The organism is Halosimplex amylolyticum (assembly GCF_051414035.1).
Classification (GTDB): domain Archaea; phylum Halobacteriota; class Halobacteria; order Halobacteriales; family Haloarculaceae; genus Halosimplex; species Halosimplex amylolyticum.
In genome coordinates this window covers 158,640-183,434 of record NZ_JBLKNW010000001.1, presented here as the reverse complement: position 1 = coordinate 183,434, position 24,795 = coordinate 158,640, and the positions used below count along the sequence as shown (strand labels likewise).

General features: G+C 69.3%; 23 protein-coding genes and 1 tRNA gene. 8 read left to right on the top strand and 16 right to left on the bottom strand.

Features of this window, described 5'->3' with window-relative positions; all coding sequences use genetic code 11:
* Positions 1–16 precede the first annotated feature (16 nt).
* Positions 17–961, top strand: coding sequence for an aldo/keto reductase (locus tag ACMGFE_RS00805; RefSeq protein WP_436923043.1), 945 nt, complete (start codon positions 17–19; stop codon positions 959–961).
* Between the two features lie 286 nt (positions 962–1,247).
* Here ACMGFE_RS00805 and ACMGFE_RS00800 read toward each other — a convergent pair whose 3' ends face one another.
* The 5 genes from ACMGFE_RS00800 to ACMGFE_RS00780 all read right to left on the bottom strand — a co-directional run bounded on the left by ACMGFE_RS00800 (position 1,248) and on the right by ACMGFE_RS00780 (position 3,865).
* Positions 1,248–1,748, bottom strand: a complete 501-nt coding sequence (locus tag ACMGFE_RS00800) for an RNA-binding protein (protein WP_436923042.1) — start codon at positions 1,746–1,748, stop codon at positions 1,248–1,250.
* Between the two features lie 52 nt (positions 1,749–1,800).
* The gene (locus tag ACMGFE_RS00795; RefSeq protein ID WP_436923041.1) at positions 1,801–2,058 is read right to left on the bottom strand and encodes a DUF8028 family protein; all 258 of its coding nucleotides are present in this window, start codon (positions 2,056–2,058) and stop codon (positions 1,801–1,803) included.
* 163 nt (positions 2,059–2,221) lie between these two features.
* Positions 2,222–2,485, bottom strand: a complete 264-nt coding sequence (locus tag ACMGFE_RS00790) for a DUF6684 family protein (RefSeq protein WP_436923040.1) — start codon at positions 2,483–2,485, stop codon at positions 2,222–2,224.
* A 152-nt stretch (positions 2,486–2,637) separates the two neighbouring features.
* Positions 2,638–3,231, bottom strand: a complete 594-nt coding sequence (locus ACMGFE_RS00785) for a response regulator (RefSeq protein WP_436923039.1) — start codon at positions 3,229–3,231, stop codon at positions 2,638–2,640.
* 28 nt (positions 3,232–3,259) lie between these two features.
* Positions 3,260–3,865: a DUF7504 family protein gene (locus tag ACMGFE_RS00780; RefSeq protein WP_436923038.1), complete on the bottom strand. Its 606-nt coding sequence runs from the start codon at positions 3,863–3,865 to the stop codon at positions 3,260–3,262.
* A gap of 279 nt (positions 3,866–4,144) precedes the next feature.
* Between ACMGFE_RS00780 and ACMGFE_RS00775 the strand changes: the two genes are divergently transcribed.
* Positions 4,145–4,217, top strand: a tRNA-Asp gene (locus tag ACMGFE_RS00775).
* Positions 4,218–5,117: 900 nt separating this feature from the next.
* Here the strand turns inward: ACMGFE_RS00775 and ACMGFE_RS00770 are convergent.
* Entirely contained in the window at positions 5,118–6,119 is a 1,002-nt protein-coding gene (locus tag ACMGFE_RS00770; protein ID WP_436923037.1) for a DUF5784 family protein, read from the bottom strand.
* A 171-nt stretch (positions 6,120–6,290) separates the two neighbouring features.
* Here ACMGFE_RS00770 and ACMGFE_RS00765 point away from each other — a divergent pair, with 171 nt between their 5' ends.
* Entirely contained in the window at positions 6,291–6,461 is a 171-nt protein-coding gene (locus tag ACMGFE_RS00765; protein ID WP_436923036.1) for a DUF5786 family protein, read from the top strand.
* Here the strand turns inward: ACMGFE_RS00765 and ACMGFE_RS00760 are convergent.
* The 4 genes from ACMGFE_RS00760 to ACMGFE_RS00745 all read right to left on the bottom strand — a co-directional run bounded on the left by ACMGFE_RS00760 (position 6,442) and on the right by ACMGFE_RS00745 (position 10,776).
* Positions 6,442–7,284 (bottom strand): DUF7530 family protein, encoded by an 843-nt coding sequence (locus ACMGFE_RS00760; RefSeq protein WP_436923035.1) that lies wholly within the window; start codon positions 7,282–7,284, stop codon positions 6,442–6,444. The two genes, ACMGFE_RS00765 and ACMGFE_RS00760, sit on opposite strands and share 20 nt — an antisense overlap.
* A gap of 45 nt (positions 7,285–7,329) precedes the next feature.
* On the bottom strand, positions 7,330–8,280 hold the full coding sequence (locus ACMGFE_RS00755) for an NAD(P)H-binding protein (protein ID WP_436923034.1): 951 nt from the start codon (positions 8,278–8,280) through the stop codon (positions 7,330–7,332).
* Positions 8,281–8,378: 98 nt separating this feature from the next.
* Positions 8,379–9,242: a YkgJ family cysteine cluster protein gene (locus tag ACMGFE_RS00750; RefSeq protein WP_436923032.1), complete on the bottom strand. Its 864-nt coding sequence runs from the start codon at positions 9,240–9,242 to the stop codon at positions 8,379–8,381.
* A gap of 40 nt (positions 9,243–9,282) precedes the next feature.
* Entirely contained in the window at positions 9,283–10,776 is a 1,494-nt protein-coding gene (locus ACMGFE_RS00745) for a PAS domain-containing sensor histidine kinase (RefSeq protein WP_436923031.1), read from the bottom strand.
* Positions 10,777–10,930: 154 nt separating this feature from the next.
* Here ACMGFE_RS00745 and ACMGFE_RS00740 point away from each other — a divergent pair, with 154 nt between their 5' ends.
* Positions 10,931–11,134, top strand: a complete 204-nt coding sequence (locus ACMGFE_RS00740; protein ID WP_436923030.1) for a DUF7561 family protein — start codon at positions 10,931–10,933, stop codon at positions 11,132–11,134.
* 34 nt (positions 11,135–11,168) lie between these two features.
* Here ACMGFE_RS00740 and ACMGFE_RS00735 read toward each other — a convergent pair whose 3' ends face one another.
* On the bottom strand, positions 11,169–12,500 hold the full coding sequence (locus tag ACMGFE_RS00735) for a hypothetical protein (protein WP_436923029.1): 1,332 nt from the start codon (positions 12,498–12,500) through the stop codon (positions 11,169–11,171).
* Between the two features lie 112 nt (positions 12,501–12,612).
* Positions 12,613–13,974 carry a hypothetical protein gene (locus tag ACMGFE_RS00730; protein WP_436923028.1) on the bottom strand — a complete coding sequence of 454 codons (1,362 nt, stop codon included), beginning with the start codon at positions 13,972–13,974 and terminating at the stop codon, positions 12,613–12,615.
* Positions 13,975–14,104: 130 nt separating this feature from the next.
* On the opposite strand from ACMGFE_RS00730, the gene ACMGFE_RS00725 reads away from it, so the two are divergent.
* Complete coding sequence (locus ACMGFE_RS00725; protein ID WP_436923027.1) at positions 14,105–15,967, top strand: helicase C-terminal domain-containing protein; 1,863 nt, start codon at positions 14,105–14,107, stop codon at positions 15,965–15,967.
* Between the two features lie 571 nt (positions 15,968–16,538).
* Here ACMGFE_RS00725 and ACMGFE_RS00720 read toward each other — a convergent pair.
* The 3 genes from ACMGFE_RS00720 to ACMGFE_RS00710 all read right to left on the bottom strand — a co-directional run bounded on the left by ACMGFE_RS00720 (position 16,539) and on the right by ACMGFE_RS00710 (position 18,257).
* Positions 16,539–17,201, bottom strand: coding sequence for a helix-turn-helix domain-containing protein (locus ACMGFE_RS00720; RefSeq protein WP_436923026.1), 663 nt, complete (start codon positions 17,199–17,201; stop codon positions 16,539–16,541).
* A 40-nt stretch (positions 17,202–17,241) separates the two neighbouring features.
* Complete coding sequence (locus ACMGFE_RS00715; protein WP_436923025.1) at positions 17,242–17,499, bottom strand: hypothetical protein; 258 nt, start codon at positions 17,497–17,499, stop codon at positions 17,242–17,244.
* Positions 17,500–17,582: 83 nt separating this feature from the next.
* Positions 17,583–18,257 (bottom strand): helix-turn-helix domain-containing protein, encoded by a 675-nt coding sequence (locus ACMGFE_RS00710; RefSeq protein ID WP_436923024.1) that lies wholly within the window; start codon positions 18,255–18,257, stop codon positions 17,583–17,585.
* 218 nt (positions 18,258–18,475) lie between these two features.
* Between ACMGFE_RS00710 and ACMGFE_RS00705 the strand changes: the two genes are divergently transcribed.
* On the top strand, positions 18,476–21,067 hold the full coding sequence (locus ACMGFE_RS00705) for an efflux RND transporter permease subunit (protein ID WP_436923022.1): 2,592 nt from the start codon (positions 18,476–18,478) through the stop codon (positions 21,065–21,067).
* Positions 21,068–21,150: 83 nt separating this feature from the next.
* On the opposite strand, the gene ACMGFE_RS00700 is transcribed toward ACMGFE_RS00705, so the two are convergent.
* On the bottom strand, positions 21,151–21,825 hold the full coding sequence (locus ACMGFE_RS00700) for a helix-turn-helix domain-containing protein (protein WP_436923021.1): 675 nt from the start codon (positions 21,823–21,825) through the stop codon (positions 21,151–21,153).
* Between the two features lie 88 nt (positions 21,826–21,913).
* On the opposite strand from ACMGFE_RS00700, the gene ACMGFE_RS00695 reads away from it, so the two are divergent.
* Both ACMGFE_RS00695 and ACMGFE_RS00690 read left to right on the top strand, forming a co-directional pair.
* Positions 21,914–22,912 (top strand): ABC transporter permease, encoded by a 999-nt coding sequence (locus tag ACMGFE_RS00695; protein ID WP_436923020.1) that lies wholly within the window; start codon positions 21,914–21,916, stop codon positions 22,910–22,912.
* A gap of 261 nt (positions 22,913–23,173) precedes the next feature.
* Positions 23,174–24,778 carry an RICIN domain-containing protein gene (locus ACMGFE_RS00690; RefSeq protein WP_436923019.1) on the top strand — a complete coding sequence of 535 codons (1,605 nt, stop codon included), beginning with the start codon at positions 23,174–23,176 and terminating at the stop codon, positions 24,776–24,778.
* The last annotated feature ends 17 nt before the right edge of the window (positions 24,779–24,795 follow it).

Here is a 24,795-nt window from a genome sequence, read left to right as displayed (position 1 = left end):
CGCACACGGTCCGCACATGGAGTACACGAAGCTCGGTTCGACCGGCGTCGACGTCTCGAAACTCTGTTTCGGCACCTGGCGCTTCGCCAAGGAGTCCGGCGGCACGGTCGAGACGGACAGGGAGACCGCCCACGAACTGCTCGACACGTTCGACGAGCACGGCGGCAACTTCATCGACACGGCGAACGTCTACGGCGACCCGAACGGGACCAGCGAAGAGTGGATCGGCGAGTGGCTCGCCGAGCGCGACCGCGAGGACTACGTCGTCGCCTCCAAGGTCTACTGGACCGCGCGTAGCCGCTTCAGCGACAACCTCTCGCGCAAGAACATCCGCGCGGAGATCGAGGGCACGCTCGACCGACTCGGGACGGACTACGTCGACGTCTACTACATCCACCGCTGGGACGACGGGACGCCCATCGAGGAGACGCTGCGGACGCTGACGCGGCTCGTCGAGGAGGGGAAAGTCCACTACCTGGCGGCGTCGTCGATGGCTGCCTGGCAACTGACGAAGGCGCTGTGGACGAGCGACGTCGAGGGGCTCGAACGGTTCGAAGCCACCCAGCCGCGGTTCAACGCTGCCGACCGCCCACAGGAGTATCTCGACGTCTGCGCCGACCAGGACGTCGCGGTCTGCCCGTGGTCACCGCTCGACGCCGGTTTCCTCACCGGCAAGTACGACACGAACGACCCCGACTCGGGGTCCCGCGCGGACCTGCAGGGCTGGGACATGGAGTTCTCGAACCGGCAGTGGGAGGTCCTGGATGCCGTACAGGAGGTCGCCGACGAGGCCGACGCCTCGCCCGCCCAGGTCGCACTCCGGTGGCTGATCGACCAGCGCGAGTTTACCTGTGTCCCGATCTTCGGCGCCCGAACCGTCGACCAGATGGAGGAGAACCTCGGTGCGGTCGAGATTTCGCTCTCGGACGACCAGTACGACCGCATCGACGAGGCCTACTGAGTCGGCGCCGAACGAGACACGGACCGGAATTTCGGGCCAAACCGCTCGCTTCGCTCGCGCCCTCAGACCGAGAACTCGAACAGGTCCTCACGCGACCACCTTTTTCGGGCCAGGTGGAAACCGCACACCCGGCCCGAAAAATCTGGACCAAAAACGCTCGCTTCGCTCGCGCCCTCAGACCGAGAACTCGAACAGGTCCTCACGCGACCACCTTTTTCGGGCCAGGTGAAAACCGCACACCCGGCCCGAAAAATCTGGACCAAAAACGCTCGCTTCGCTCGCGCCCTCAGACCGAGAACTCGAACAGGTCGTCGCCCACGTGGTGAATCGACTCGACGACCTTGCCGGAGTCGCCGACCATGTCGTCGCCGCTCGTCTTCGCGCGGCCGATGGCGAGGAACTTGCCGTGGCCCTCCTCGTTGATCGCGACGAGGTCGCCCGACTCGATGTCCTCGTCGGCCTCGACGATACCGGGGCGCATCACGTCGGCGCCGTCGGAGACGAAGGAGATGGCGCCGGCGTCGACGGTGACGACGCTCCGTTCGGGCGGATAGGCGTTCGCTCCCTGGACGGTCAGGAACGGTTCGTCGTCGTCGCCGGAGTCGGCGGCGTCGACGTAGAGCACGTGTGGTTCGCCGTCGACGAGGACGACGTTCCAATCGCTGTCGTCGAACTCGACTTTCTCGAAGCTGTCGGCGTCGAGCGAGACGCCCAGTCGGTCGGCGAGGGCGTCTTCGATCTCCGACACGGCGTCCGCGCGGAGGTGGTGGCGCGACTTGACGTTCATATCTCGACGTGGGCCGGGACGGGAGATAAATCGACCGCTCCGCGGCGAGTCCTCAGCGGTTCTGGTTGCCCGACCCGTGAGTCGGGCTGTCCGTCCGATGGCGTCGGCCGGCGAGGAGCGCGACCCCGTGGAGCGTCCAGAGGGCGAGCAGCAGCGGCATCGTCTCCGGGGAGAACCCGCGGAACGCGAGGAGCGGCAGGTGGACGCAGGGGAGCGCGACGCCGGCCCAGAACGCCAGGCGCTCGCCGACGCGGACGGCGTCGTCGAGGGCGCGGCCGAGACGGCGGCGAGACGGAGTGGGGGCGCTCATTATCGGATAGTCACACCCCATCCCTCAAAAGTCGACGAACGCTCAAACCGGAGTTTGAGTTACCCCGCGCTGGCCGCGAGTGACCCGACTCCCGGTCGGCGGTCCGCGATCGGTCGGCGGTCATCGATCGGTCAGTGGTCCTCGGTCGGTCGGCGGCCATCGGTCAAGATTCCCCCGCGTCGGCGTCGGTGACCGATTCCGTCCGTTGTTCGTCGCGCTGGATGACGCGGCCGCTGACGTATGTGAGAATCGTCAGGAGGACGAGCGGGACGAACGTGAGCACGTGAGCCCAGAAGACGAACCACAGGTCCCATCCCCAGGGGTTGTACACCCAGAACATCACGTCGAGGAAGGCGAGGATCCCGATGGGGATGAAGTTCACCGTGAGATCGAGCCAGGTTTCGTCGGTGAGTTTCAGGTAGCTCATTGGTCGGACCCCGGCGCGGTCCGTGCGCCGTACGATAATTCCGACCGCTGCCCGCAAAGTGCTCGCGCTTGCGATGCAAAGCTCTCGCTCTCGGGTTCGTGCAAGGCCGCAACGACGGTCGACCGGGGACGGGCGGTCGGGGACGGGACCGCTCAGGGGTCGACGTCGAGTTCGCGCAGCGCGGCGTCGTAGGCCTCGTTGTTGTCGAGGCTGCAGAAGACTTCGTCGAGTCGCTCTTCGAGTTCGGCCAGTCGGCGGTCGAGTTCGGTCCGTTCGCTCTCGTCGGCGTCCGCGCGGTCGCTCGCCGCACGGTAGTACGCTTCGAGCGTGGTCCGGTAGGACGCGCGGCGGCTGAGCCGGTCGACGGTGTCTTCGAGCAGGTCGTGGGCGACCGGTTTGACGAGGTAGTCGTCGAAGGCGGTCGAGTCGACGTCGACCGGCTCGTCGGTGAGCGCGGCGACCTGGCAGTCGGCGGCGTCGGTGCGAACGCGTTCGATGACGCGCCGGACCGAGAGGCCGGGGATCTCCGGGTCGAGCAGCGCCACGCTCACGTCGGGGTCGAGACTCGCCAGCGCGTCGGCGCTGTCGTAGGCCGAACGCACGGTGTACCTGTCCCGGAGCACGGACGCGATCTCGTCGGTGACGGCGGGGTCGCCGTCGGCCACGAGCACGACTGCCGTCGGCGTCTCCCCTCGAGAGCGCTCGGACTCGGTCGTTCCCGCTCGTCTGGTTTCGTCGGTGTTCATCTGTTCGTGAGTCACTCCTCCTGAAGGGTCATTCACCGCTGACGCTGGCCGTTCGGAGGTCGACGACGCTGTCGAACAGGACCTCGAACGTTCGAACCGTCTCGGCGTCGTGGACGTCCGGATTCATGTGGTAGTGTGCGACGGCGTCCGCGCGGTCGACGCTGCTCGTCAGCACTTCGAGGAACTTGAACACCGCCCGCTCGTCCGCGCGCTGGAGCAGGTCGCTCACCGAGTGGACGCAGACCGCCGTCTCGCCGTCGGCGGTCAGCCGCGTCAGGTGCCGGTCCACTGTCTCGCCGAGGTCGACCAGATCCGCCTCCGCGGGGACGACCTCGACCACCGCGTTCGTCGGTGCGGTCGCCTCGGCCTCGGCCGCCGCTGCCGACCGCGCCGACGTCTCGACGTCGATCACTGTCGCGTCACTGGATGCGCCGTGGTCGTGGTCGGTCCAGGCCGCCAGTCGCTCTGCGGGCGAGTCCATACAGGTGATCAACAGGCCGTGACTGCGACCGGCCGCCCCGTGTAGTAACTCGCCGCAGACGTCGGACTCCTGTCCGCTGACTGACGGCGCCAGCAACAGTACGTTCGACGGCATCTCGATGTCCTCTCCGTTAGCGTCCGGTCTCGTGCTCATTTCGATGTCCCCGGAGTTGACTTCGGCGTAACTCCGCTATCTGAGTTAAGGGACTTCGCCACGCAAGTAAGTTCCGTTGACGTTATCAGTTGTGAGATGTCGATAAGTTAGTCATTAATTTATACTACTTTAGTACCAGAGTGGGCACAATCTGGTTGGATCATTGGTACGATTCGGTTGCAGAGATGGTAACGGGGTGTCGAGTGGGTTGGTCCGTCGTAGCACAGGGCGCTCGTTTGGAAAGTCTTAAATCCAACTCCGGCAAAGCGATGAATGCGTGCCCGGGTGGTGTAGTGGCCCATCATACGACCCTGTCACGGTCGTGACGCGGGTTCAAATCCCGCCTCGGGCGCTTCTCTGATTTCAACGGCGCGGAGTTTTATCTCCGCGCTTCTCCCGAAATCAGAGAGCGGTCGGCAAGGGATTTGAAGTAGACCGGAAGCGCGCAGCGAAGCGAGCACTTCCGGGCGTGGTTCAAATCCCGCCTCGGGCGCTTCTCTCGAACTCAACCCGCGAGCGACCAGCTTGCTGTGTCGCGAGCAATCGAGTTTGAGGAACGCCGTCCGGGATTTGAACCCTGGCAGTCGCAGCGGCCGAACGAAGTGAGGCCGACCGTCTGCCTCTGGTTCAAATCCCGCCTCGGGCGTCTCTCCGAACTCAACTGACGAGCGGCGCGTTTCATCGCGCCGCGTGCTGAGTTCGGGGAGCGCCGTCCGGGATTTGAAGTAGGCCGAGGTTCTGCGCCGCAGGCGCAGGTTCTCGGACGTGGTTCAAATCCCGCCTCGGGCGCTTCTCTGATTTCCACGACGCGGAGTTTCATCTCCGCGTCTCTCTCGAAATCGAAGAGTGACAGTACGGGATTTGAACCACGGCAGACCGAACGCAGTGAGGTCTGGCATCGGGTTCAAATCCCGCCGGTAAAGAGGGCATTTCCAGAGCGACTGCACTCAACAGTGTGCATCGAAAGCCCTCGGCGCGCTCGCGGTCGCTGAGCGACATACCCTCGCTCCCTTCGGTCGCTCGGGTAGGGGTCGCTCAGGCGACTGAACTACACGCGAGCCCGCCTCGCCCTTTCAGTCCACCAGGAACCGCAACAGCACCCATCCAGCACAGCACCGCAGACATCCACATGCCTCCCCAACCGATTGCGATGCTCGCGGGCTGCGCTTCTCATCCCTCGCGCGGCTAGTTCGAGCGGCCTGCCAAGAGGCGGGCACGCTCGACAGCGCGCGCCTTCCAGAAATCCAGCGAGTCACACCCACTCGATGCCGTCGTCGAGGTCGAGGGGAACGTCGCCGTGGCGGTAGCCTTCGCAGTGGCCGTCGGGGCGGTAGCGGAAGACGACGGTGGGTTCGTAGCCGAGCGAGGGGCGTTCGGCGCGGATGGGGTTCCACTCGTCGTCGCGGAAGGAGGTGCAGTCGACGAAGAGGACGGCCTCGTCGTGGATGGCGAGCTGGTCGCGGGTCTTGGAGTCGACCGTCCGGCGGAGGGCGGCGATGGCGGTGCCGGTGTTGCGGTCGCGGGGCGCCATCGGACGGGTGACTTCGACGAGGCGCTCGCCGCCGGGGGTCTCGACGGCGAAGTCCAGCGCGTGCCCGGAGTCGCGCTCGGACTCTGGGACGAACGGGATGCCGGCGTCAGTGAGGAGTTTGGCGGCGTTGAACTCGCCCATGGTGGCGCGCATGCGGTTGAACTCGTTGCGCTCGCTGGTGCCGAGCTTGGCGGCCATGGTGTAGCGGTGGTCGTCGAGGACGCCGGTCGAGAGGAAGCGCTCGTAGAATTCGAGCCCGTCCTCGCGGGTGGCGTCGGGGAAGCCAGCGGCGTCGCGGTCGAAGAATGCGCGGGTGGTCTCCCGGCCGTCCTTCGAGAAGAGGACGGGGAGGAAGAACCACGCGACGTACTCGTAGGCGGCGAGCCAGGGGGCCTGCCGTTCGAGGTCGTAGGTGAGTTCGCGCTGGGCCCAGCGGGCGATGTCGAAGGGCGCCTCGTCGAAGGTCTCCTTGTCCGTGCGCCAGAGGACTTCTGGGGTTACGGTGTTGCCGAGCCAGAAGGCGTCGCTGTCGGTCCAGGCGAACAGCGCGAGGTCGCCGTTGTCCATCTCGAGGCGGCGAGCGGTGTATCCGTCGGGGGCGTCGATCTTCGGCGTCGTCAGTCGGGCGCCGAAACGGTCGTCGAGCGGGGTGAGGAGCTGACGGCGCACGCGTTCCTCGTCCCAGCGCTCGGTCGACCGCCGAAAGCGAACCGGTCCGGCCATACCCGAGACGGGACCGCCAGTCGTATACACTGTTCGGACTGCCCGCCCGGCCGGCCGTCGGATCCTCGACGGGATTTCCCCGATTCCGGGACGTTCGGGCCCGCTGCGTCGACATTGTCACTGACCGTTACATTGATAGGTGTTAACTCACAAGTGTGGGTGTGATACGCAATGTCTATGGGTGCATACGACGAAGTGGAGCATGAACGGCGGGAGCGGAAGAACAGCGAAGTCGACGTGAGCGACGACGACCGACGGACGGAGTACCGCGGCAAGGTGGAGTACGAGAGCGACGAATCGACCGAGGAGCTACTCGACCAGTTCAAGGAGATAAATTCGTAATCGCGGCCTCGGTTTCTGTGCGCCTGTAGAGGACGACCAGCGACAGCGACGTGACCGTCGCGATCGCGAGGACGTGGCCGACGACCGCGACGAGCAGGAGGGTGTGGTCGAGCAGGAACGGCACGAGCAGCAACTGCAGGAACCCGAACCCCATGGTCTCCAGGTCGGCCCGGGCGAGCGAGCGCGTCTGCTCCGGCGAGAAGCGATAGCTGGCCGACCGCCAGAGGGCGGCGACGCTGGCCCACCAGCCGGTGCCGATGCGGTAGCACAGGTCCCACAGCACGAGCAGCGTCAGGTACGTCGCCGCGAGCGGTGGCTCCGATCCGAGCAGTTCCGTCACGAGCGGTCGGGCAGAACGGGGGTCGAGGACGAACAGGTAGGTGACCAGGGCGACGAACGCCAGCACGCCCAGGACCACCTCGATGCTGGAGCCGAAGAGGAGCCGCCTGTAGGCCGGTGGCGGGTCGGCTCGGCGGACGTGTTTGCTGATCCGGAGCATCTCGACGCTGCCGGTCGTCGCGACGAACACGGCGACCGTCCCCGCCAGCGCCCCGTCCCAGAGGCCGTAGACCGCGGCGAGCGCGAGCACCCCCGCCTCGAACAGCGTGAACTGGATCGCGAGCGCGAGGCGCTCGGAGATGTCGACGCCCGGGAGCGCGCCGATGATGCTCTCGTACACCCACGTCTCGCCGTACTCCGGGCCGGGGACCGGTGGGGCGCTCTCGTTCTCTCCCTCGCCCACATCGTCGACGACGGCCGCGCCATCGTCGGAGACGCCACTTTCGCTCTGTGACTCCGCGTCCCCCGGGTCGGAGTCACTCATCGACGGCCGTCCCCCGGGGACCCTCCAGCGACCAGTGGCGCCCCATCAGCTCCGGCCCCCGCGTTCGTCGGCGGCCGGGACCCCTCGCGACGCCGACTCCCGGACGGTCGGGTCGGGCGCCAGCGCTTTCACGACGGCGTCGTCGAAGGGTGTCAGGTCGACAGCGACGTGGTCGCGGATGCTGTCGTCGGTGACGACGACCGGGTTCTTGAGCCCGAGGATGAGCGGCCGCGCGACGTCGCTGGGTACGTCGGTGACGAACCCGACCCAGTACGAGGAGAGGTTCGGCGTCAACACCGGGACCGAGAGGACGAACGGGCGGCGACGACCCATCGCCTCGGCGGTCCGACCGAGCATTTCGCGGTAGGTCAACACGTCCGGGCCGCCGATGCCGTAGGTCTGCCCGGCCGTCGCGGGCGCGTCGAGGACGCCCACGAGGTAGGCGACCACGTCGTCGATGGCGATGGGCTGGCACTCGTTCGCCACCCAGCGCGGCGTCACCATCACCGGCAGCCGGGAGACGAGCTGACGGACCATCCGGAAGCTCGCGCTCCCGTCGCCGACGATGACGGCCGCGCGGAGCGTCGTCAGGTCGTACGAACCCTCCGAGAGGACGGTCTCGACCTCGCGGCGCGACCGGAGGTGCGGCGAGAGGTCGTCGGCGTCCTCGCCGAGCCCGCCGAGGTAGACCACGCGGTCGACGCCCGCGGCGCTCGCGGCGTCGGCGAAGTGGCCGGCGGCCGCCCGGTCGCGCTCCTCGAAGTCGCCGCCCGCGCGCATCGAGTGGACGAGGTAGAAGGCGGCGTCGATCCCCTCGAAGGCAGGGGCGAGCGTGCCGGGTTCCAGCAGGTCACCCGAAACGACCTCGACGCCGGGCTGCGGGTCGTACGCCGACGGATCGCGGACGAGCGCCCGCACCTCGTGACCCGCCTCGCGGAGCGCGGGAACGAGCCGGCCCCCGACGAAACCGGTCGCTCCCGTGACGAGCACGTGCATACCCGCTCCACGGGCTGTATCCCCTTAACGATCCGAGCCGACCGGGAGCGGGACCGACGTTTCAGCTGGGTGGTGATCGCTCCCTACGGCCGCGACCGTCACTCCCAGCCGGGCGTTCCGGGCGCACCACGTTCGTCCTCGACCGTCGCGGCCGCCTCGGGGTCGGGCGACTCGTCGGCCTCGGCGCGCTCGAACCACTCGGCGATAGCGTCGTCGACCCAGGAGTCTGCCCCCCTCGCGCGCTCGCGGGCACGCTCGTAGCGGTCGTCGTTGACGGCGAGCGTCCCGGGGCTGGAAGCGGCGGCGACGGCCACGAACTCGGCGTGGTCTGCCCGCGTGGCGTCGCCGGCGGCGAGTCGCTCGACGGCGTCCTCGATGCGGTCGGGGGCGGGATGGACGAACACGCGCGACCCGACCGCCCCCGGGCCGATGGCAGGCTCCGAGTCGGCGGGCGGGTCGTCGTCGACGAGGCGGTCGCCGCCGTGGGCCCGCTCGACGCGCTCGCACTCCGTCTCGGCGTCGAGCGCGAGGTTGTCGCCCGGGTACGTGGCGCAGGTCTCGGGGTAGGTCTCCGCCCCGTGGATGCGACACTGGAGGGTCTGGGGGTCGAGGAAGACGCACGTCGGGAGCCAGTGCGGGTCCGAGTCGAAGGGGGCGACCGGTTTCGGCACCTTCGCCAGGCCGACGAGGAAGGCGGGGCGGCCGCGGACGGCGGCGACGTCGACGCCGCCGACGGAGACGCTCGGGCCGTCGTCGATCCGGAAGAGGCGCGCGACCAGGGCGGCGGCGTGGCCGGCCCCGAGGAACGCGCGCACCTCGTCGCACGACAGCGGGACGAGGTTGTCGATGTCGTCGAGCGGTCGGTAGCGACCGCGGCGCTCGTGGCCGTGGTCGAACTCCGCGGGAGCGAGCGCTCGCCAGTCGAGACAGCAGCCGGCACACCCCTCGCAGTGCACCTCCATACGCGCCGTTCGCGTCGGACGCGGAAAAGCGCGACCCCGATCAGGCGTCGGTGGGGTCGGACGGCCCGTCGCCGACCTCGCCGAACTCGAAGCGCGCGCCGGTGGCTCGCTCGCCCTCTCGCCCCTCTGACTCGCCGCGCTCGTCCGCGACGCCGCCCGCGTCGCTCTCGGCCACGTCGACCTCCCAGCCGTGGGCCTCGGCGATGGTCCGGACGATGCTCAGCCCCAGGCCGGTCCCGTCCTCGCTGGTGGAGTACCCGGAGTCGAAGACGTCGTCGCGGTCCGCCTCGGGGATGCCGGGGCCGTCGTCGGCGACGTAGAACCCCTGTCGGGCACCGAGGTCGCCGACGGTGACCGTCACGTCCGGGCCGGCGTGTTCGATCGAATTGCGAAAGACGTTCTCCAGCAGTTGCTGGAGGCGCCCGCCGTCGGCCAGCAGCGTGGCGTCGGTCCGCACGTCGAGCGTGGCGTCGGCCGTCTCGACGACCTTCCAGGCGTCCCGTGCGACCGACGCGAGGTCGGTCGGTTCCGGATCGCTGACGGCCTCGCCCTCGCGGGCGAGCGTCAGCACGTCGTCGATGAGTCCGTCGATGCGGTACAGCGAGCGCTCGACGGCGTCGAAGTGCTCCTCGTCGCCGTCCGTGCGGGCGAACTCCAGGCGGCCGAGCGCGACCTCCAGCGGGTTGCGCAGGTCGTGCGAGATGGCGCTCGCGAACCGTTCGAGGCGCTCGTTCTGGCGTTCGAGCTGTTTCTCGTACTTCTTGCGCTCGGTCACGTCGCGGGTCACGCCGACGACGCCGAGGACGTTCCCGTGTTCGTCCCGCCAGGGCGCCTTGGCGGTCGTCACGTAGGTCTCCTCGAGGTCGTCGCCGTAGGCCCGTTCGATCCGGTCTTCGATCGACTCGCCGGTCTCGACGACGTGGCGGTCGTCGGCGACCGCCCCCTCCGAGAGCGTCGGCGGGTAGAGATCGTAGTCCGTCTTGCCGACGAGGTCCGCGGGGGCGTGGTGGCGCTTGCCGTCCGGGCTCTCGAGGTAGGGCGGGCCGTTCAGTCCCAGCATCCCGTCGCTCACGCGGACGTGACGGCTCCGGCGGTCCTTGACGTAGATGGACAGCGGGACGTTCTCCAGCAGCGAGTCGAGCATCGTCGACTCGCGGCGCTCCTCCCGGCGCCGTTCGATCGCGGGACGGAGCCGTTCGAGCGTCGCGACGCGGTCGGTGCCGGCGTCGACCTGCAGGTACGTCTCGACGCCGAACTCGGTGGCCGTCGCCAGCGGGAACGAGTCGCCGGCGGCGAGCACGATCACCGGGAGCGACGCCGAGTGCTCGCGGACCGCTTCGACGACGGCAGGCCCGTCGAAGGTGTCGTCGCTGTCGCAGACGACGGCGTCGAACCGGCGGTCGGCGAGCGCCGCGCCGACGTCGACCGGCGGCGTCGCGCTCTCGACGGTGAGGCCCTCCGCCGACTCGCGCCACGCGTCTGCGACGGACCTGGCATCACTTCCGACGTAGAGAACCGCTGGTAGCGTGTGCATCTGAACGGGCTCCGAGGCGATAGAACGGGTTACCGCTGGCGATGCATAAGTGCGTGGGTCACCCGAGAGCCGGCGTGGTCCGGCCGCGCTCCGGAACCTGGCCGCCTCGGAGCGGGCCCGCGGCGCTTTTCCGGGTGCCCGTCCTACGCCGGGTATGACGACCCAGCCATGCGACGGCTGTGGCGACGACGTGAGCATCGCCGGCGGCATCGCCAACATCTGGACGCTGGAGAAGTCCACGACCGACGGCCTGACGCTCGAACTCGCCGACGGCTCCGAGCACTTCCTCTGTTACGACTGCATGGAGCGATTGCCCGACGACCGCGAGCCCACCGCCGACGACGTGGCCGACCTGTAGCGCCCGCGAGGGGGCGTCGGGCCGACCCCGTCGCTCAGGCGTAGGGACCTTCGTGACGCGCGAGCGTCGCCGACGCGTCGCGGTCCGAGGGATCCCAGACGATCTCGATCTCGTAGTCGCGTTCGACACCGACGGCGACCGAGTCACCCGCGACGACGCCGCCCTCGTCGCCGCTCGCGCTCCCCTGCCAGGGGCCGGCGCTCGTCTGGTCGGCGCCGTCGACGCCGGCGAATCCAGACCCGCGGACGAACAGGGCGTCGCTGTCGACGGTCTCGCCGCCGTCCTGCGTGACCGTGAGCGTCCCGACGCCGTCGCCCGTCTCCGCGTAGTCGAACGCGAACGAGACCGCGGGCGGGACTGGCGACTCCGACTCGATGTCGGGGCCCGGGAACTCGGCCGGGAACTCGGTCACGTCGCCCGTCGCGACCAGCGCCGTCGCCGTGACGACCCGGCCGTCGGCGCCGACCGTGGGCGACCCGCCGAGGAACGAGTCCGACTCGCTCGCCCAGTCGGCGACGAGACGCCGGTCGGTCTCCCCCTCGGCGAAGACGACGCCGGCGTGGACGCGGGTCTGCTCGCTCCCGACGTGGTAGCCCATCCCCTCGCCGACGCCGCCGGCGAACGTCTCGCCCGCCTCGTGAGTGCGGCCCTGGACGAGGTGCGCGCTCCCGAGCGTCTCGACGAGGCGCTCGCAGTCGGCGACGGCGTCGACGTAGCGGTCGCCGTTGCCCGTGCGGGCGTCGACGATGGCCTCGACGACGGGCGTCTTGTCGGCGGTGTCCCGGCTGGAGAAACTGCCGACGGTGACGAGCATGTTGTCCCGGACGGCGGCCGCCCGCGCGTCCTCGGCGCTGAAGATCCGGAAGCCGTGGCGCGCTTCGCCGGTGGAGAAACCCAGGTCGCGCAGGTCGTCTTCGACCGGCGTGCGGTCGAACTCGGCCTCGACGACCGAGGCCGAACGGGCGAAGCGGTGGATGGCCGTCGCGTCGCCGACGGTGTCGATGGCCGCGAGCGGATAGGACTGGTCGAACCCGTCCAGCGCCCCCGACCCCAGCGCGTCGCCGAACTCGCGCATCGCCTGCGGCGCTATCGACCTGAACGCGTACCCGGTCTGGTCGATGGCGCTCGGCGCGGGCATCCACTTCGGCAACTCGCCGACGGGCGTCTCCGGGCGACTGCCGACCGGCGTCGGCGTCGGCGTGCCCGACGGGGTCGCGGTCTCGGCCGACGGGCCGCCGTCTCCGCCGTCGCCGCTCGGCGGTTCGGTCGCGGTACCGCCCCCACCTCCCAGACAGCCCGCGAGCGACGATACGGCGGCGATCACTGCTCCCCCTCGCTTCAGTGCGTCCCGGCGTGTCTCCGGCATGCACCGCTGTTTTCCGGTTACCGTCAAATTGGTTGCGGAGTTGACTCGTCGCCGCGGAGACACCCCGGACCGGCCGCGACAGTCACGCACTGATAGATCGGATGCCGCAACGCTAGGCGTCCGGGCCTTCGTCTTCCATGAGCGTCGACGCCGTGTTGCCGTCGGCGCTCTCCCAGACGACGTTGACCTCGTAGTCACTGGCAACACCGACTTCGACGCGGTCGCCGGCGACGACAGACTCGTCGTCGCCGCTGGCGGTTCCTTGCCACTGCCCGGCGCTCGTCTGGTCGGCGCCGTCGACCTCGGTGAATCCCGTCCCGCGGAGGACGAGTTCGCTCCGCGGGATCGAGTCGCCGCCCTCGTGGGTGATTTCGAGGGTCCCGACGTCGTCGCCCGTCTCCTCGTAGTCGTATCCGAACGTCGCCGCCGGGGCCCGATCGACGGCACGGTTCGCTTCGCCGGGAAGTTGCGAGTGGAACCGCTCGATCTCGGCGCTCGGGACGGTCGCCGTCGCAGTCACGACGCGCCCGTCGACCGACGTTCCGGGTTTGCGCCCGTAGAAGACATCCGCGTCGCTCGCCCACTCGACGACCGGCCCCTCGCTCGCCTGTCCCTCGCGGAAGACGACCGGCGTCGCGACGCGCGTCTCCTCGGATCCGACCGAGAAGACCAAGCCGTCGCCGACCACGCCGTCGAAGGTCCGGCCGGGCGCGTGGGTCCGCCCCCGGAGCAGGTGTCCCCTCCCGAGTGCGTCGGTCAGGAGGTCGCAGGCCGACGAGACGTCCGCGTACCGGTCCGCTTCGCCCGCCTCCGCGTCCACGACGGCCTCGACCGTCGACCGCGCGGCGTCGGCGTCCCGCGTGCCGACGGCCGAGACGAGCGCGTCTTCACGGACGGCCGCCGCGCCGGTCTCCCCGGTGTAGAGGGTGAAGTCGTGGCGCGCGCCCGCCTCTGCGAGACCGCGCTCCTCGAACCCGGCCGCCGCGTCGTCGGTGGCCACGTCGGTCTCGAACACCAGCGCGCTGTCGCCGACCACGTGGACGGCGCTCGCGTCGGCGAACTCGCCGACGCCGGGGACGCGCGCGTCGCGTTCGAACTCGCTGACCGCGCCGTCGCCGAGGTTCGCCTTCAGGTCGACGAGCGCCCCGGTCGCGAGGGACGCGAACGTATAGTGGTCGCGGTCGAGCGCGTCCGGCGCGGGCAGCCACGCCGCGTAGTCGGCGTTCCCGAGCGATCCGCCGGTGGTCGCGGTCGGGGTGTCGGTGGGCGTCTCGGTGTCCGTCGCGGTGGCCGTCGGCGCGTCGGTCGATGTGGCCGTCGCGGTCGGACTGTCGGTCGCCGCGTCGGTCCGATCACCGGACCCGCCGGTGGGATCGGTTTCGGTTCCGCTACCGTCGTCGAGACAGCCGGCCAGGGAGCCGGCGAGGAGCGCACCGGTCGCGCGTTTCAGGAAGGTTCGTCGCGGGGATGTCATCTCCGAATCGTGACAGCGGGCAGCCAAAAACGGTTCCGGTCGAGGGAAGCCGTCGCCGTCTCCGTGTTCGCTCGGTCGCGGCCCGGCGACGACCGGCAGTTTTAGGCGGACCGCCCGCCTGCCTTCGTGCGTGCAACCGGGTCGGATCTTCGACGAGTTCCCGGCGCCTTCCTACCGCGGCGCCCAGGAGCAGGCCCTGGCCGACATCCGCGACGCCTTCGAGGCCGACAACGACGTGGTCCTCGTGCGCGCGCCGACCGGCAGCGGCAAGTCTCTGCTCGCCCGCGCCATCGCCGGCTGTGCCCGGACCGCCGGCGAGAGCGAGGCCGGCGAACCCATCGACGCCTACTACACCACCCCGCAGGTCTCCCAGCTGGACGACGTGGCCGGCGACGACCTGCTGGCCGACCTCAAGGTCATCCGCGGGAAGAACAACTACGACTGCATCCTCCCCGGCGAGACGGACACCCCCGTCGACCAGGCGCCCTGCGCCCGAGAGCGGATGTTCGACTGCCAGGTCCAGCACCGCTGCCCCTACTTCTCGGACCGCGCCATCGCCGCGAACAACCGCATCGCCGCGATGACGCTCGCGTACTTCATGCAGACCGCCGGCTCGGACGTGTTCGGTCAGCGCGACGTGCTCGTCGTCGACGAGGCCCACGGGCTGGGCAACTGGGCCGAGATGTACGCGACCATCGACCTCGGTCCCGACACCGTCCCGATCTGGGACGCCTGCGAACCCCCCGACGTCGACGGCCTCGACGACGCCGTCAGCTACGCCGACCAGCTCCACACGATGGCCGGTCGACGCCTGACGGAAGTCCGCCAGCAGGCCGAACTCGCGCCCGAGGAGGCCGCCGAGCGGGACAAGCTCGTCCAGCTCCAGTCGGACCTGTCGTGGTTCTGTGAGGACTACCGCGACCCCGAGAGCGCGACCACCTGGGTCGTCGACCAGCCCGACGGCGCGGGCTCGCGGGTGACGATCAAGCCGATGGCCCCCGAGAAGTACCTCAAACACACCGTCTGGGACCGCGCGAGCAACTTCGCGTTGCTGTCGGCCACCATCCTCAACAAGGACGCCTTCTGCGCCAACGTCGGGCTCTCCGCAGATCGGGTCGCGCTCGTCGAGGTGCCCCACACCTTCCCCGTCGAGAACCGGTCGCTGTACGACGTGACCCAGGGGAAGATGACCTACGAGGCCCGCGACCGGACCATCCCGCGCGTCGCCGAGACGCTCGTCCGGATCATGCAGGCTCATCCCGACGAGAAGGGGCTCGTCCACTGCCACTCCTACGCGATCCAGGACCAGTTGCAGGACCACCTCCGGGAGTTCGGCGTCGACTCCCGCGTCCGGGCGCACGACTCGGCGGACCGGGACGCGCAACTGTCGACGTGGAAACGGGTCGACGACCCGGACGTCTTCCTCTCAGTGAAGATGGAGGAGGCGCTGGACCTGGAGGGCGACCTCTGTCGCTGGCAACTGCTCTGCAAGGCGCCGTATCCGAACACGCGCGACTCCAGGGTGGCGGCCCGCCTCGAAGACGACCAGTGGGGCTGGTACTACCGGACGGCCCTACGGACGGTCATCCAAGCGTGTGGCCGCGTGGTACGGGCGCCGGACGACTACGGCGCGACGTACCTCGCCGACACCTCCCTGCTCGACCTCTTCGAGCGCGCCCGCGTGGACATGCCCGACTGGTTCGCCGAGCAGGTCGACCTGATGAGCGAACCGGATCTGCCCGAACTCGACGTCACCGCTGCGACCAAATCGGGCAGTGCATCGGCCGGTGGATCGACTCGTTCCCGGTCGGCCGCCGGGTCCAGTAGCGGATCCAGTTCGGGGGCCGATTCCGGGGCGTCAGCGTCTGGCTCAGGGTCAGGATCCGACGACAGCGACGAAGGCGGCGATAACGGCACCCGTAGCAATCGCCGTCGGTCCCGCCGCTCTCGCTCCAAGTCCAATCCCGTCGCAGACGTGTGGGACACGGAGTAGGACGTGTGGAACGGGGAGTGACCGCAGTGGCGCGCGCTGTCTCGCGTGCCCGAACCTTGTGAGGGGCGCGAGACGAAATCGTGCGAGGGACGAGCGAACGTAGTGAGCGAATCGGTTGGGGAGGTGTGTGGCCGTCTGCGGTGCTGTGCTGTCGCGGACCTGTCCTGGCGGAATGAACGGGCGACACGGGCTCGCGTTCAGTTCAGTCGTCTGAGCGGGCACTATCAGCGCGAGTGCAGTGCGGTTGTTCGAGCGCGGATATCCCGGTCAGAGAGCGCGAGAGCGAGGCCGACCGCAAGGAGGCCTCGAACCCCGAACGGCGTCTGCGCGAGTGAAACGAGCGCAGGCTCGAAAGTCGAGCGAAGCGAGTTTTTCGGCGAGCGGAGTGAGCCGTGAGCGAGCGGGTCGAGGGCTTTCGTTGGTCGTTCTGGTCAGCTGTAAAACGAACTCATCGTAAGCAAGTCGAGGACGGTCGACCTTTGCCGTCCCCTGCTCTGGAAGCAACGCAGCGCAACCGACCTCGTGACACCGAGAACCCGACTAACACACGCAATTCAATGCTAAATCCAACTCAGTCGCTCACGTCGTCGAGCGCAACACGGACGAGCGTCGCTTCGGCTTTCCGGAGGTGCTCGGCGGCGGTCGGGGTGGCACAACCCATCTCCGCGGCGACGGTCTCACAGGTCGCCGACCGCTCGGTGTCGTAGTAGCCGAGGGCGGCGGCGGTCGCGAGCGCCTCACGCTGCCGGGCCGACAGCCGGCCGAGGGCGTCGTCGGGCGTGACGCGCGTCCCGCCGACGCGCTCGACGGTCACCGAACTCCCCGGAGGAAGGCCGTCGACGGCAGCCTGCACGTCCGCGGCGGTCCCGACGATCGTGAACGTACTACTGCCGTCGTCGTGGCACTCGATCGGTGGAACCGTCAGCAGACTCCCGCGGGTGAAGTTCTCGAAGAGCGCCCGTGCGGCCGGCCCGACCTCTCCAACGAGGTAACAGTGACAGGCCACCTCACCGACGGGGAACAGTTCGAAGTCGAGGACGGTCTCATCGCCCGCGAGTGTCGCGCCGAAGGACTCGTAGTCGCCCGTCAGCCGCAGCAGGAAGGTCGCCGGCGGGGTCGCGACGTTCCAGTTGACGATGCGGACCGACTCCAGGGCGTTGTCCCGGGTCAGTCGCTCGTAGACCGGCGGCTGGGCTGCCTCGTCGGGGTCCAGCGTGATCCGGACGCGTTTCACGCAGGCCGATGTGCGCCGGGCCGGGAAAGAGCTATCGCCCTCACTCCCAGCCAGTCATGACCACGAGCGACAGGCCGCCGAGGGCGAACCCGGGGAGCAGCGCGACCGCTCCGAGGACGGTCTGGCGTGAGAGTCCGAACGCGGCGAACGCGCCCGCACCGGTCAACAGTCCGAACTCGGTCTCGGCCAGGACCACCACCGGAACGCCGACCAGCGAGCCAACCAGCACCGCGAGGACGAGCCAGGACCGGAGCGAACCAGTGGGGGCGAACCCCGGTCGCGTCGTGTCGTCTGCCATCACCGCGTCGTAGCGGCGGCCCCGACCTGGGTCTGCTGCGAGAATTGTGTGGCCCGCTTAAGTCGGGCGGCCGCACGAAACGCTCACACCGACCGATCGATTGCGTCGAGCGCGGCGTCGAAGAGTTTCGACTCGGCTTTCCGGAGATGGTCGCCGGCGGTCTGGGCCGAACATCCCAACTCGGCCGCCACGTCTCCGTGGGTGGCCCCGCGAGGCGTGTCGTAGTAGCCCAGTTCGTTCGCTGCCACCACCGCCTCGCGCTGGCGCTCGCTCAGGCGCGTGGTGGGGTCGTCGAGGCCGCCGTCGAAGGTTCCGATTTCGTCGACCCGGACGTCGATCTCCTCGGGCATGTTCTCAAGTGCGCGCTGGAGTGGCTCGGGGTCGCCGACGGCCCTCCCGTACATCGCGCCGTCGCGGTAGACGAAGGGCGTCCGGACGACCATCCCGACGTCGTTGCCGATCTCGTGGATCCGGTCGAACAACGGCGTCTCCGGCGACCGCATCACCAGCATGGCGTAGGCCCGCTCCTCGGCGACCACCGACACATCGACCGATTCGACCCCGGGCGTCTCCGTCGCCCGGGCCGCGAACGTCGAGTGGTCGCCGTCGATGGCGATGAGCAGCGTCTCGACGCCCTCCGCGGTCGTGTTCACCTCGAGCACCCGCGCCTCCTCGACCGCGTCGTCGTGAGCGAGCAGGTTGAAGAACGTCGGCGCGTCGGCGGGGTCGACGCGCGCCGTGGCTCGCACTCGTTTCATCGTCTGTCAGTCCAGCCACCGGGCACATAAACCCGCTCGCTCTCGGCGGCACCAGCCCGTCTCGGTATAAACCCCTCGACTATACCGCCCAGAAAGCGGACCCGGTGGGCACCGCTCGAACGGAGTACGATGAGAGACGGACGAACCCTGGTCGTATCGAGACGCCGATCGAAGGAGGCTGGCGGCGACAGCGATCCAGCCAGCGGAGGGCCTCGCTGATGTCGCTCGTCGAACGCGTGGCCGGGCTCGTCACTCGGCGAAGCCGGCTCGTCGTCGCACTGTTGCTCGTCGCGACGTTGGCCGTCGGGTCGGGCGCGGGGATGGTCGAGCAGTCGGCGTCGCTGGACGCCGTCGCGTCGGAGTCCGAGACCGCCGCGGCCGACGACTACGTCCGCGAGAACTTCTCGGCCCGCGACGGGAACACGACGGCAGCGCTGTTCGCAGTCGAGAATCCCGACGGGAACGTCCTCTCGCGGGCCTCGCTGTTGCGCTCGCTGCGCTTCCAGCAACGACTGCGAGCGAACGAGACGGTGAACCGGACGCTCGTCGAGAACCGCTCGACCGTCGGGGTCGCGAACGCCGTCGCCCGCGCGGCTATCGCCGCCGAACAGCCCCGTAACCGGCGTGGGAGTGGGGGCTCCGACGGCCGATCCGAGCGGAGTGCCGCCCCGCCGACCCTGGACGAGCAGGTCGCGCAACTGGAGTCGATGAACGCGAGCGCGGTCGAATCGACCGTCGGCCGCGTCCTGGCGGCGGACGGCGACGGGAGCGGTCGGGCCGCACGCCGACTGCTCCCTCGCGGCTACGACCCCGGTGCGACGACGGCCGACGCGCGCCTGATCGTCGTGACGTTCAGGACCGAACAACTGGTCCGGGCGCCGCCGATGATCTCGGAGCCAGTGGTCGCGGGCCACTTCGCGGCCCGCGACATCGCGACGGCCCAGTCCGGACCGGAGCGTTATCGCGCGTTCGGCGAGGGGTACTTCTCTGAGCAGCAGAACGCCGCCATCGGCGACAGCCTGGCGATCCTGGGGCCGCTGGCCATGCTGTTCGTGCTCGCGGCCCTGTCGGTCGCCTACCGCGACCCGCTGGACGTGGCGCTCGGACTCGTGGGGGTGGTGCTCGTGCTGGTGTGGACCTTCGGCGCCATGGGCTGGGCCGGGATCGAGTTCAACCAGATGATGATCGCCGTCCCGCTGCTGTTGATCGGCCTCTCGGTCGACTACGCGCTCCACGTCGTGATGCGATACCGAGAGCGACGAACGCGGGACGGAGAGTCCGTTCGGACGGCGATGGCGCGTTCCCTGGGCGGTGTCGGGACCGCGCTGGTGCTCGTGACGGCGACGACCGCGGTCGGCTTCCTCGCGAACCTCACGAGTTCGATGCCGGACCTGCGGCTGTTCGGCGTGGTCACCGCCGTCGGCGTCGGGGCGACGCTGGTCGTCTTCGGGCTGTTCGTCCCGGCGCTGAAGACGGAACTGGACGCCGCCCTCGCAGCGCGGGGCTTCGACCGGGCGCGCGCTCCGTTCGGGACCGGCGGTCGGTTCGGCCGCCTCCTGAGCGGTGGGGCGACGCTCGCCCGGCGCGCGCCGCTCGCCGTCCTCGTGGTCGCGCTGGTCGCCAGCGCGGCGGCCGGGTACGCCGCGCTCGGCGTGGACGTCTCCTCCTCGGACGAGTCGTTCATGGCCGACGACCCGCCGGGGTGGACCGACGACCTGCCAGAGGCGATTCGGCCAGGCGAGTACTTCCTCGACGACAACCGCGAAGCCATCTTCGCCCGCTTCCAGGCGCCCGACACGCAAGCGGCTGTCCTCGTCAGGGGGAACGTGACGCGGCCGGACGCCCTCGAACGGGTGGACGCCGCGGCGGCCGACGCCGGATCTGCCGACGTGACGTTCGAGCGACCGACCGGCGACCCGGCCGTCAGTTCCCCGGTCTCGGCCATCCAGCGAGTCGCCACGCGCAACGAGACGTTCAACGCGACGGTCGCCGCCGCCGACACCGACGGTGACGGCGTGCCGGACCGGAACCTCGTGGCCATCTACGATGGCCTCTACGCCGCGGCACCGGACCTGGCGAGTCGCTCCGTCCACCGCGTCGACGGCGAGTACGTCGCGCTCCGCTTGCGCGTCGCCGTCGAGGGCACTGCTCCGAACGCCGCCGTCGCGGAGCAATTGCGTGCGGTCGCCGACGACCTCGAGGGCGGCGGCCTGACCGCGACGGCCACCGGCGCGCCCGTCGTCACGGACGACCTCGACTCGCGACTGGCGACCACCATCGTCGAGAGTATGGCCGTCACGCTGGTCGCGCTGCTGTGCCTACTCGCCGTCGTCTTCCGTGCCTTCGAAGGAAGCGCGTCGCTTGGTGCGGTCACGCTCGCGCCAGTGGCGGTGACGGTCGCTTGGCTCATCGGGACGATGGCGGCCCTCGACCTCTCGTTGAACCTGATCACGGCGCTCGTCGGGAGCATCTCCCTGGGACTGGGCGTCGACTACGCAATCCACGTCACCGAACGGTTCGCGGACGAACTGGCCGCGAGCGACGACCCCGGCGTCGCGCTGGAGCGGACGGTGACCGGCACCGGCGGCGCGCTGCTGTCCAGCGCCATCACGACCGCCGCCGGGTTCGGAGTGCTGGGGTTCTCGCTCCTGCCCGCCCTGCGCCAGTTCGGCCTGGTCCTCGCGCTCGGGATCAGCTACGCATTCCTCGCGAGCGTCGTCGTCCTCCCGAGCCTGCTCGCACTCTGGACGCGGTACGGTGCCGACAGGCCCGTCGCGGCGGGTGAGCCGGCGGTCCCCGGCGACGACTGACCGCCGGGCAACCGCGGTCCGAAGTGCGTGGTCCCTGATCCGTGGCCCTTGGTCCGTGAACACGGTATCGAGGGCGCGCCCGCTCAGACGCCGGAATCGACTTCGTCGAGGGCGGACTCGACGAGTTTCGCCTCGGCCTTTCGGAGATGGTCACCCGCAGTCTGGGGCGAACAGCGCAGTTCGGCCGCCACGTCCTCGTGGGTCGCATCCCGGGGTTTCTCGTAGTAGCCCAGTCGCTTCGCCGCGAGGACCGCTTCCCGCTGGCGCTCGCTCAGTCCGTTCGCCGACTCCCCGCCCACTGCCGGGGTCGAGGAGATCTCGTCGATGCGGACGTCGATGTCGCCGCGCTCTTGCTCGAAGGCGTCCTGTAGCGGGCCCGGGTCGCCGACGATTCTGGCGTGAACCTCGCCGTGCTGGAACACGACCGGCGTCCGAACGATCAGGCCACCGGCCTCGAGCGCGCTGGCGAGGCAACTGAATATCGGGACCGCCGACCGCTGGACGTGCAGCAAGACGCGAGCCGCCGCCTCGCCGTCCCCGCCTGAGACGTCCAGGCGGTCGACGCCTCGAAACTCGGACGCTGGATCGACCACGGGCGCCGGGTCGCCGTCGAGGGCGATCAGGATCATCGCGTCCTCGCTGGTGAGATTCCAGTCGAGCACGCGGGCGCGGTCGATAGCCGACGAGTTCGCCAGGCGGTCGAACAGCGGTGGCGACCGCTCCGGGTCGACGCTCGCGGTGACGCGAACGTGTTTCATAGCAGGTCACGTCACTCCTGGTCGTTATAAAACCCGACTCTATGCCGTGCAGAACGCCCTCCGGGTGGGCGGGCCACCCACCGAGTAGATGCCACGAGACGGAGCGCGACGCCGGCAGCCAGACGGCACCGAGACACCACCACCACCCAGCAAAGCCCAATCGATCGACGTCGAGGACCTGGAACTCACCTACTCGGACGGGACCGGCGCCGTCGGAGGTGGACGCGTGAGCTCGCCCGCCGGGTCGACGGCGACCGCCGAGCCGGGGAACTCGTTTCTCGGTGACGTGCGTGTCAACGCCGAGCGGTGGACGCGGAAGGCGATCCGCAATCCGACCGCGTTCGTGCTGGAGATCGTCGTCGCGACCTTCTCGCTGGTGCTGTTCTCGGCGGTCTTCGGGGACGTGGGCGCGGTCGCGCTCGAACGCGCCGGCTTCACCGACGTCGACTACGTGACCTACCTCCTGCCCGCGGTCCTGCTGCAGGCGACGATGGGGTCGGCGTTCACCTCCGGGATGGGACTGGTCGGCGATCTAGAGAGCGGCATGTTCGAGAAGACAGTCGTCACGCCGATGTCGTGGACGGCAGTGTTCGCGGGCAAGGCGGTCTCCGAACTCGCGTGCATCGTCGTCCAGTTGCTCGCCGTCGTCGCGCTCGCGGTCGCGATGGGCGCCCGGATCGAGACCGGCGTCGCCGGGCTGGCCGGCGTCCTCGCGGTCTGTCTACTGGTGGGGCTGCTGTTCATGGCCGTCTCGAACGTCGTCGGGCTCGTCACGCGGGACGACGAGGTGGTCAACGCCGCCTCGATGCTGTTCATGTTCTCGATGCTCTTCCTCTCGCCGGCGTTCGTCCCGCTGTCCGCGGACGTCGAGTTCGTCGCGACGTTCAACCCAGTGACCTACGGCGTCGACGCGGTGCGGGCACTGGTCCTCGGCGAGGACGTACTCTCGGTGGTGTCGGTGACGCGGTTCGGCGGCGTCGCCGACACGCTCGTCCCCGCCGTCGGCGTGCTGGTCGCGCTGAACCTGGCCATGGGCGCCCTCGCCGTCTCCCTCCTCGGCCGGGCCAGCAGCGCCGAGGCCGCCTGACTGCCACCCCCGTCGCGACGATTCTGTCCCGGCCGGCGGGCGCCGCGGTTCGGGCCCGTATGCCGGCCGAATCGGGACCGCGTGCGCATTCCTGAGCCCGTCTACGAGGGTCTTCGGACCGATCTCCTCGGTGGTGCATACAACGGAGTTCCGCGTGGCTCGCTCCCGCGCCGGAACGAACGGTCAGTCGTTCTGTAATTCTTCACCATTATTCTGGTTTGACATTATTTATTTATACTATTACTCGGAAGCGAGTTCCGCATGACTGAGAATTCCATGCAAAGTACGTGCGACGACGAACAGCGGCGGACGACCACGCGGCGTGCGGTGCTCCGGGCGGCCGGTATCGGCGTCGGGGGAGTGGCGCTCGGAGGGCTCAGTGGGACGGTCACAGCGGCGCCCTCGCGGCTGCACACGGAGGGGAAGTGGATCAGAGACGCCGACGGCAACGACGTCAAACTCCGGGGCATCGCGATGGCGGACGCCGGGTTCTACGAGCGCTCCCATCCGAAGTCGGCGATGGAGGTGGCGAAGTGGGCGACCGACGCCGACCGGGGGTGGCACCCGAACCTGCTGCGGATCCCGTGTACGCAGGACTCGATCACGAACTACGGCGCGGCGAACTACGTCCAGAACCACGTCCGGCCGATCGTCGACCTCTGCGCCGACCGCGGCATCTACGCCATGGTCGACCTCCACCTCGTGCGGCCGTACACGGAGCAGGCGACCGACGAGTCGAGCACGAGCTACGACACGTACCCCGACGAGGTCGTGCGGAACTTCTGGAACGCGGCCGCCCCGGAGTTCGCCGACGACTCGCACGTCCTCTTCGAACTGTTCAACGAGCCGACCGAGCCGGCCTACTGGGACGACGACCAGCAGGCCTGGAGCACCTGGAAGGGCGTCGCCCAGCCGTGGGTCGACCGCGTCCGGGAGCTCGCGCCCGACACGCCCATCGTCATCGGGTCGCCGCGGTGGACCTCCGTGCCCGACGCGGCGCCGGACGACCCCTTCAGCGGGAACGACCTCATCTACTCGGGCCACATCTACCCGTCGAACGGCCAGCCGTCGGACTTCGACGGGACCTACGGCGCGCCCGCCAGCGAGGTCCCGATCTTCATCACCGAGTTCGGCTGGGACCCCGACGGCGACGCCAACGTCGACCAGGGGACCACCTCCGGGTGGGGCGAGCCCTTCCGGAACTGGGTGGAAGGCTACGAGAACATGGGCTGGGCGGCCTGGTGCTTCGACGACTCGTGGGCGCCGACGTTCTTCAGCTCGCCCGACGCCGGCGCGAACGAGCCCTGGACGCTGAAAGACGGCGACGAACAGGCCGGCGGCTACGTCAAGACGTGGCTCGACGAGACCGTCAACGGCGGCAGTGGCGGTGGCGGCGGGAGCGGCGGCGACGACGGAAGCGGCGGCGACTCCGGCGGCCTCGCCGACGGCACCTACCAGGTCGCCAACGTCAACAGCGGCCAGGCGATGGACGTGTCCGGGGGCGACACCGGTGACGGCGGGAACGTGCTCCAGTGGCCGTACGGGGGCGCCGAGAACCAGCAGTGGAACGTCACGGGGAACGGCGACGGGACCTACACCTTCGAAGCGGTCCACAGCGGGAAGGTCCTGGAAGTCGCCGGCTGGGGGACCGGCGACGGCGCCAACGTCCAGCAGTGGAGCGACACCGGCGGCGACAACCAGCGGTTCGAACTGGTCGATCAGGGCGGCGGCGAGTACCGGGTCCGACCCGTCCACAGCGGGATGGCCGTCGGCGTCGCCGACGCCTCCACCTCCGACGGTGCGAACGTCGAACAGCAGTCCTGGACCGGCGACGCACACCAGCGCTGGACGTTCTCGTCGGTCTGAGACCGAGCGACCGCCCG

Excerpts from the sequence above, each read along its gene's own strand:
- ACMGFE_RS00710 (WP_436923024.1), bottom strand. The coding sequence starts at position 18,257 with ATGAAACGAGTGCGAGCCACGGCGCGCGTCGACCCCGCCGACGCGCCG.
- ACMGFE_RS00770 (WP_436923037.1), bottom strand. The coding sequence starts at position 6,119 with ATGGCCGGACCGGTTCGCTTTCGGCGGTCGACCGAGCGCTGGGACGAG.
- ACMGFE_RS00715 (WP_436923025.1), bottom strand. The coding sequence starts at position 17,499 with ATGGCAGACGACACGACGCGACCGGGGTTCGCCCCCACTGGTTCGCTC.
- ACMGFE_RS00765 (WP_436923036.1), top strand. The coding sequence starts at position 6,291 with ATGTCTATGGGTGCATACGACGAAGTGGAGCATGAACGGCGGGAGCGG.
- ACMGFE_RS00740 (WP_436923030.1), top strand. The coding sequence starts at position 10,931 with ATGACGACCCAGCCATGCGACGGCTGTGGCGACGACGTGAGCATCGCC.
- ACMGFE_RS00790 (WP_436923040.1), bottom strand. The coding sequence starts at position 2,485 with ATGAGCTACCTGAAACTCACCGACGAAACCTGGCTCGATCTCACGGTG.
- ACMGFE_RS00795 (WP_436923041.1), bottom strand. The coding sequence starts at position 2,058 with ATGAGCGCCCCCACTCCGTCTCGCCGCCGTCTCGGCCGCGCCCTCGAC.
- ACMGFE_RS00695 (WP_436923020.1), top strand. The coding sequence starts at position 21,914 with ATGCCACGAGACGGAGCGCGACGCCGGCAGCCAGACGGCACCGAGACA.
- ACMGFE_RS00800 (WP_436923042.1), bottom strand. The coding sequence starts at position 1,748 with ATGAACGTCAAGTCGCGCCACCACCTCCGCGCGGACGCCGTGTCGGAG.
- ACMGFE_RS00755 (WP_436923034.1), bottom strand. The coding sequence starts at position 8,280 with ATGCACGTGCTCGTCACGGGAGCGACCGGTTTCGTCGGGGGCCGGCTC.
- ACMGFE_RS00805 (WP_436923043.1), top strand. The coding sequence starts at position 17 with ATGGAGTACACGAAGCTCGGTTCGACCGGCGTCGACGTCTCGAAACTC.
- ACMGFE_RS00785 (WP_436923039.1), bottom strand. The coding sequence starts at position 3,231 with ATGAACACCGACGAAACCAGACGAGCGGGAACGACCGAGTCCGAGCGC.
- ACMGFE_RS00730 (WP_436923028.1), bottom strand. The coding sequence starts at position 13,974 with ATGACATCCCCGCGACGAACCTTCCTGAAACGCGCGACCGGTGCGCTC.
- ACMGFE_RS00745 (WP_436923031.1), bottom strand. The coding sequence starts at position 10,776 with ATGCACACGCTACCAGCGGTTCTCTACGTCGGAAGTGATGCCAGGTCC.
- ACMGFE_RS00705 (WP_436923022.1), top strand. The coding sequence starts at position 18,476 with ATGTCGCTCGTCGAACGCGTGGCCGGGCTCGTCACTCGGCGAAGCCGG.
- ACMGFE_RS00735 (WP_436923029.1), bottom strand. The coding sequence starts at position 12,500 with ATGCCGGAGACACGCCGGGACGCACTGAAGCGAGGGGGAGCAGTGATC.
- ACMGFE_RS00690 (WP_436923019.1), top strand. The coding sequence starts at position 23,174 with ATGACTGAGAATTCCATGCAAAGTACGTGCGACGACGAACAGCGGCGG.
- ACMGFE_RS00700 (WP_436923021.1), bottom strand. The coding sequence starts at position 21,825 with ATGAAACACGTTCGCGTCACCGCGAGCGTCGACCCGGAGCGGTCGCCA.
- ACMGFE_RS00750 (WP_436923032.1), bottom strand. The coding sequence starts at position 9,242 with ATGGAGGTGCACTGCGAGGGGTGTGCCGGCTGCTGTCTCGACTGGCGA.
- ACMGFE_RS00760 (WP_436923035.1), bottom strand. The coding sequence starts at position 7,284 with ATGAGTGACTCCGACCCGGGGGACGCGGAGTCACAGAGCGAAAGTGGC.
- ACMGFE_RS00780 (WP_436923038.1), bottom strand. The coding sequence starts at position 3,865 with ATGAGCACGAGACCGGACGCTAACGGAGAGGACATCGAGATGCCGTCG.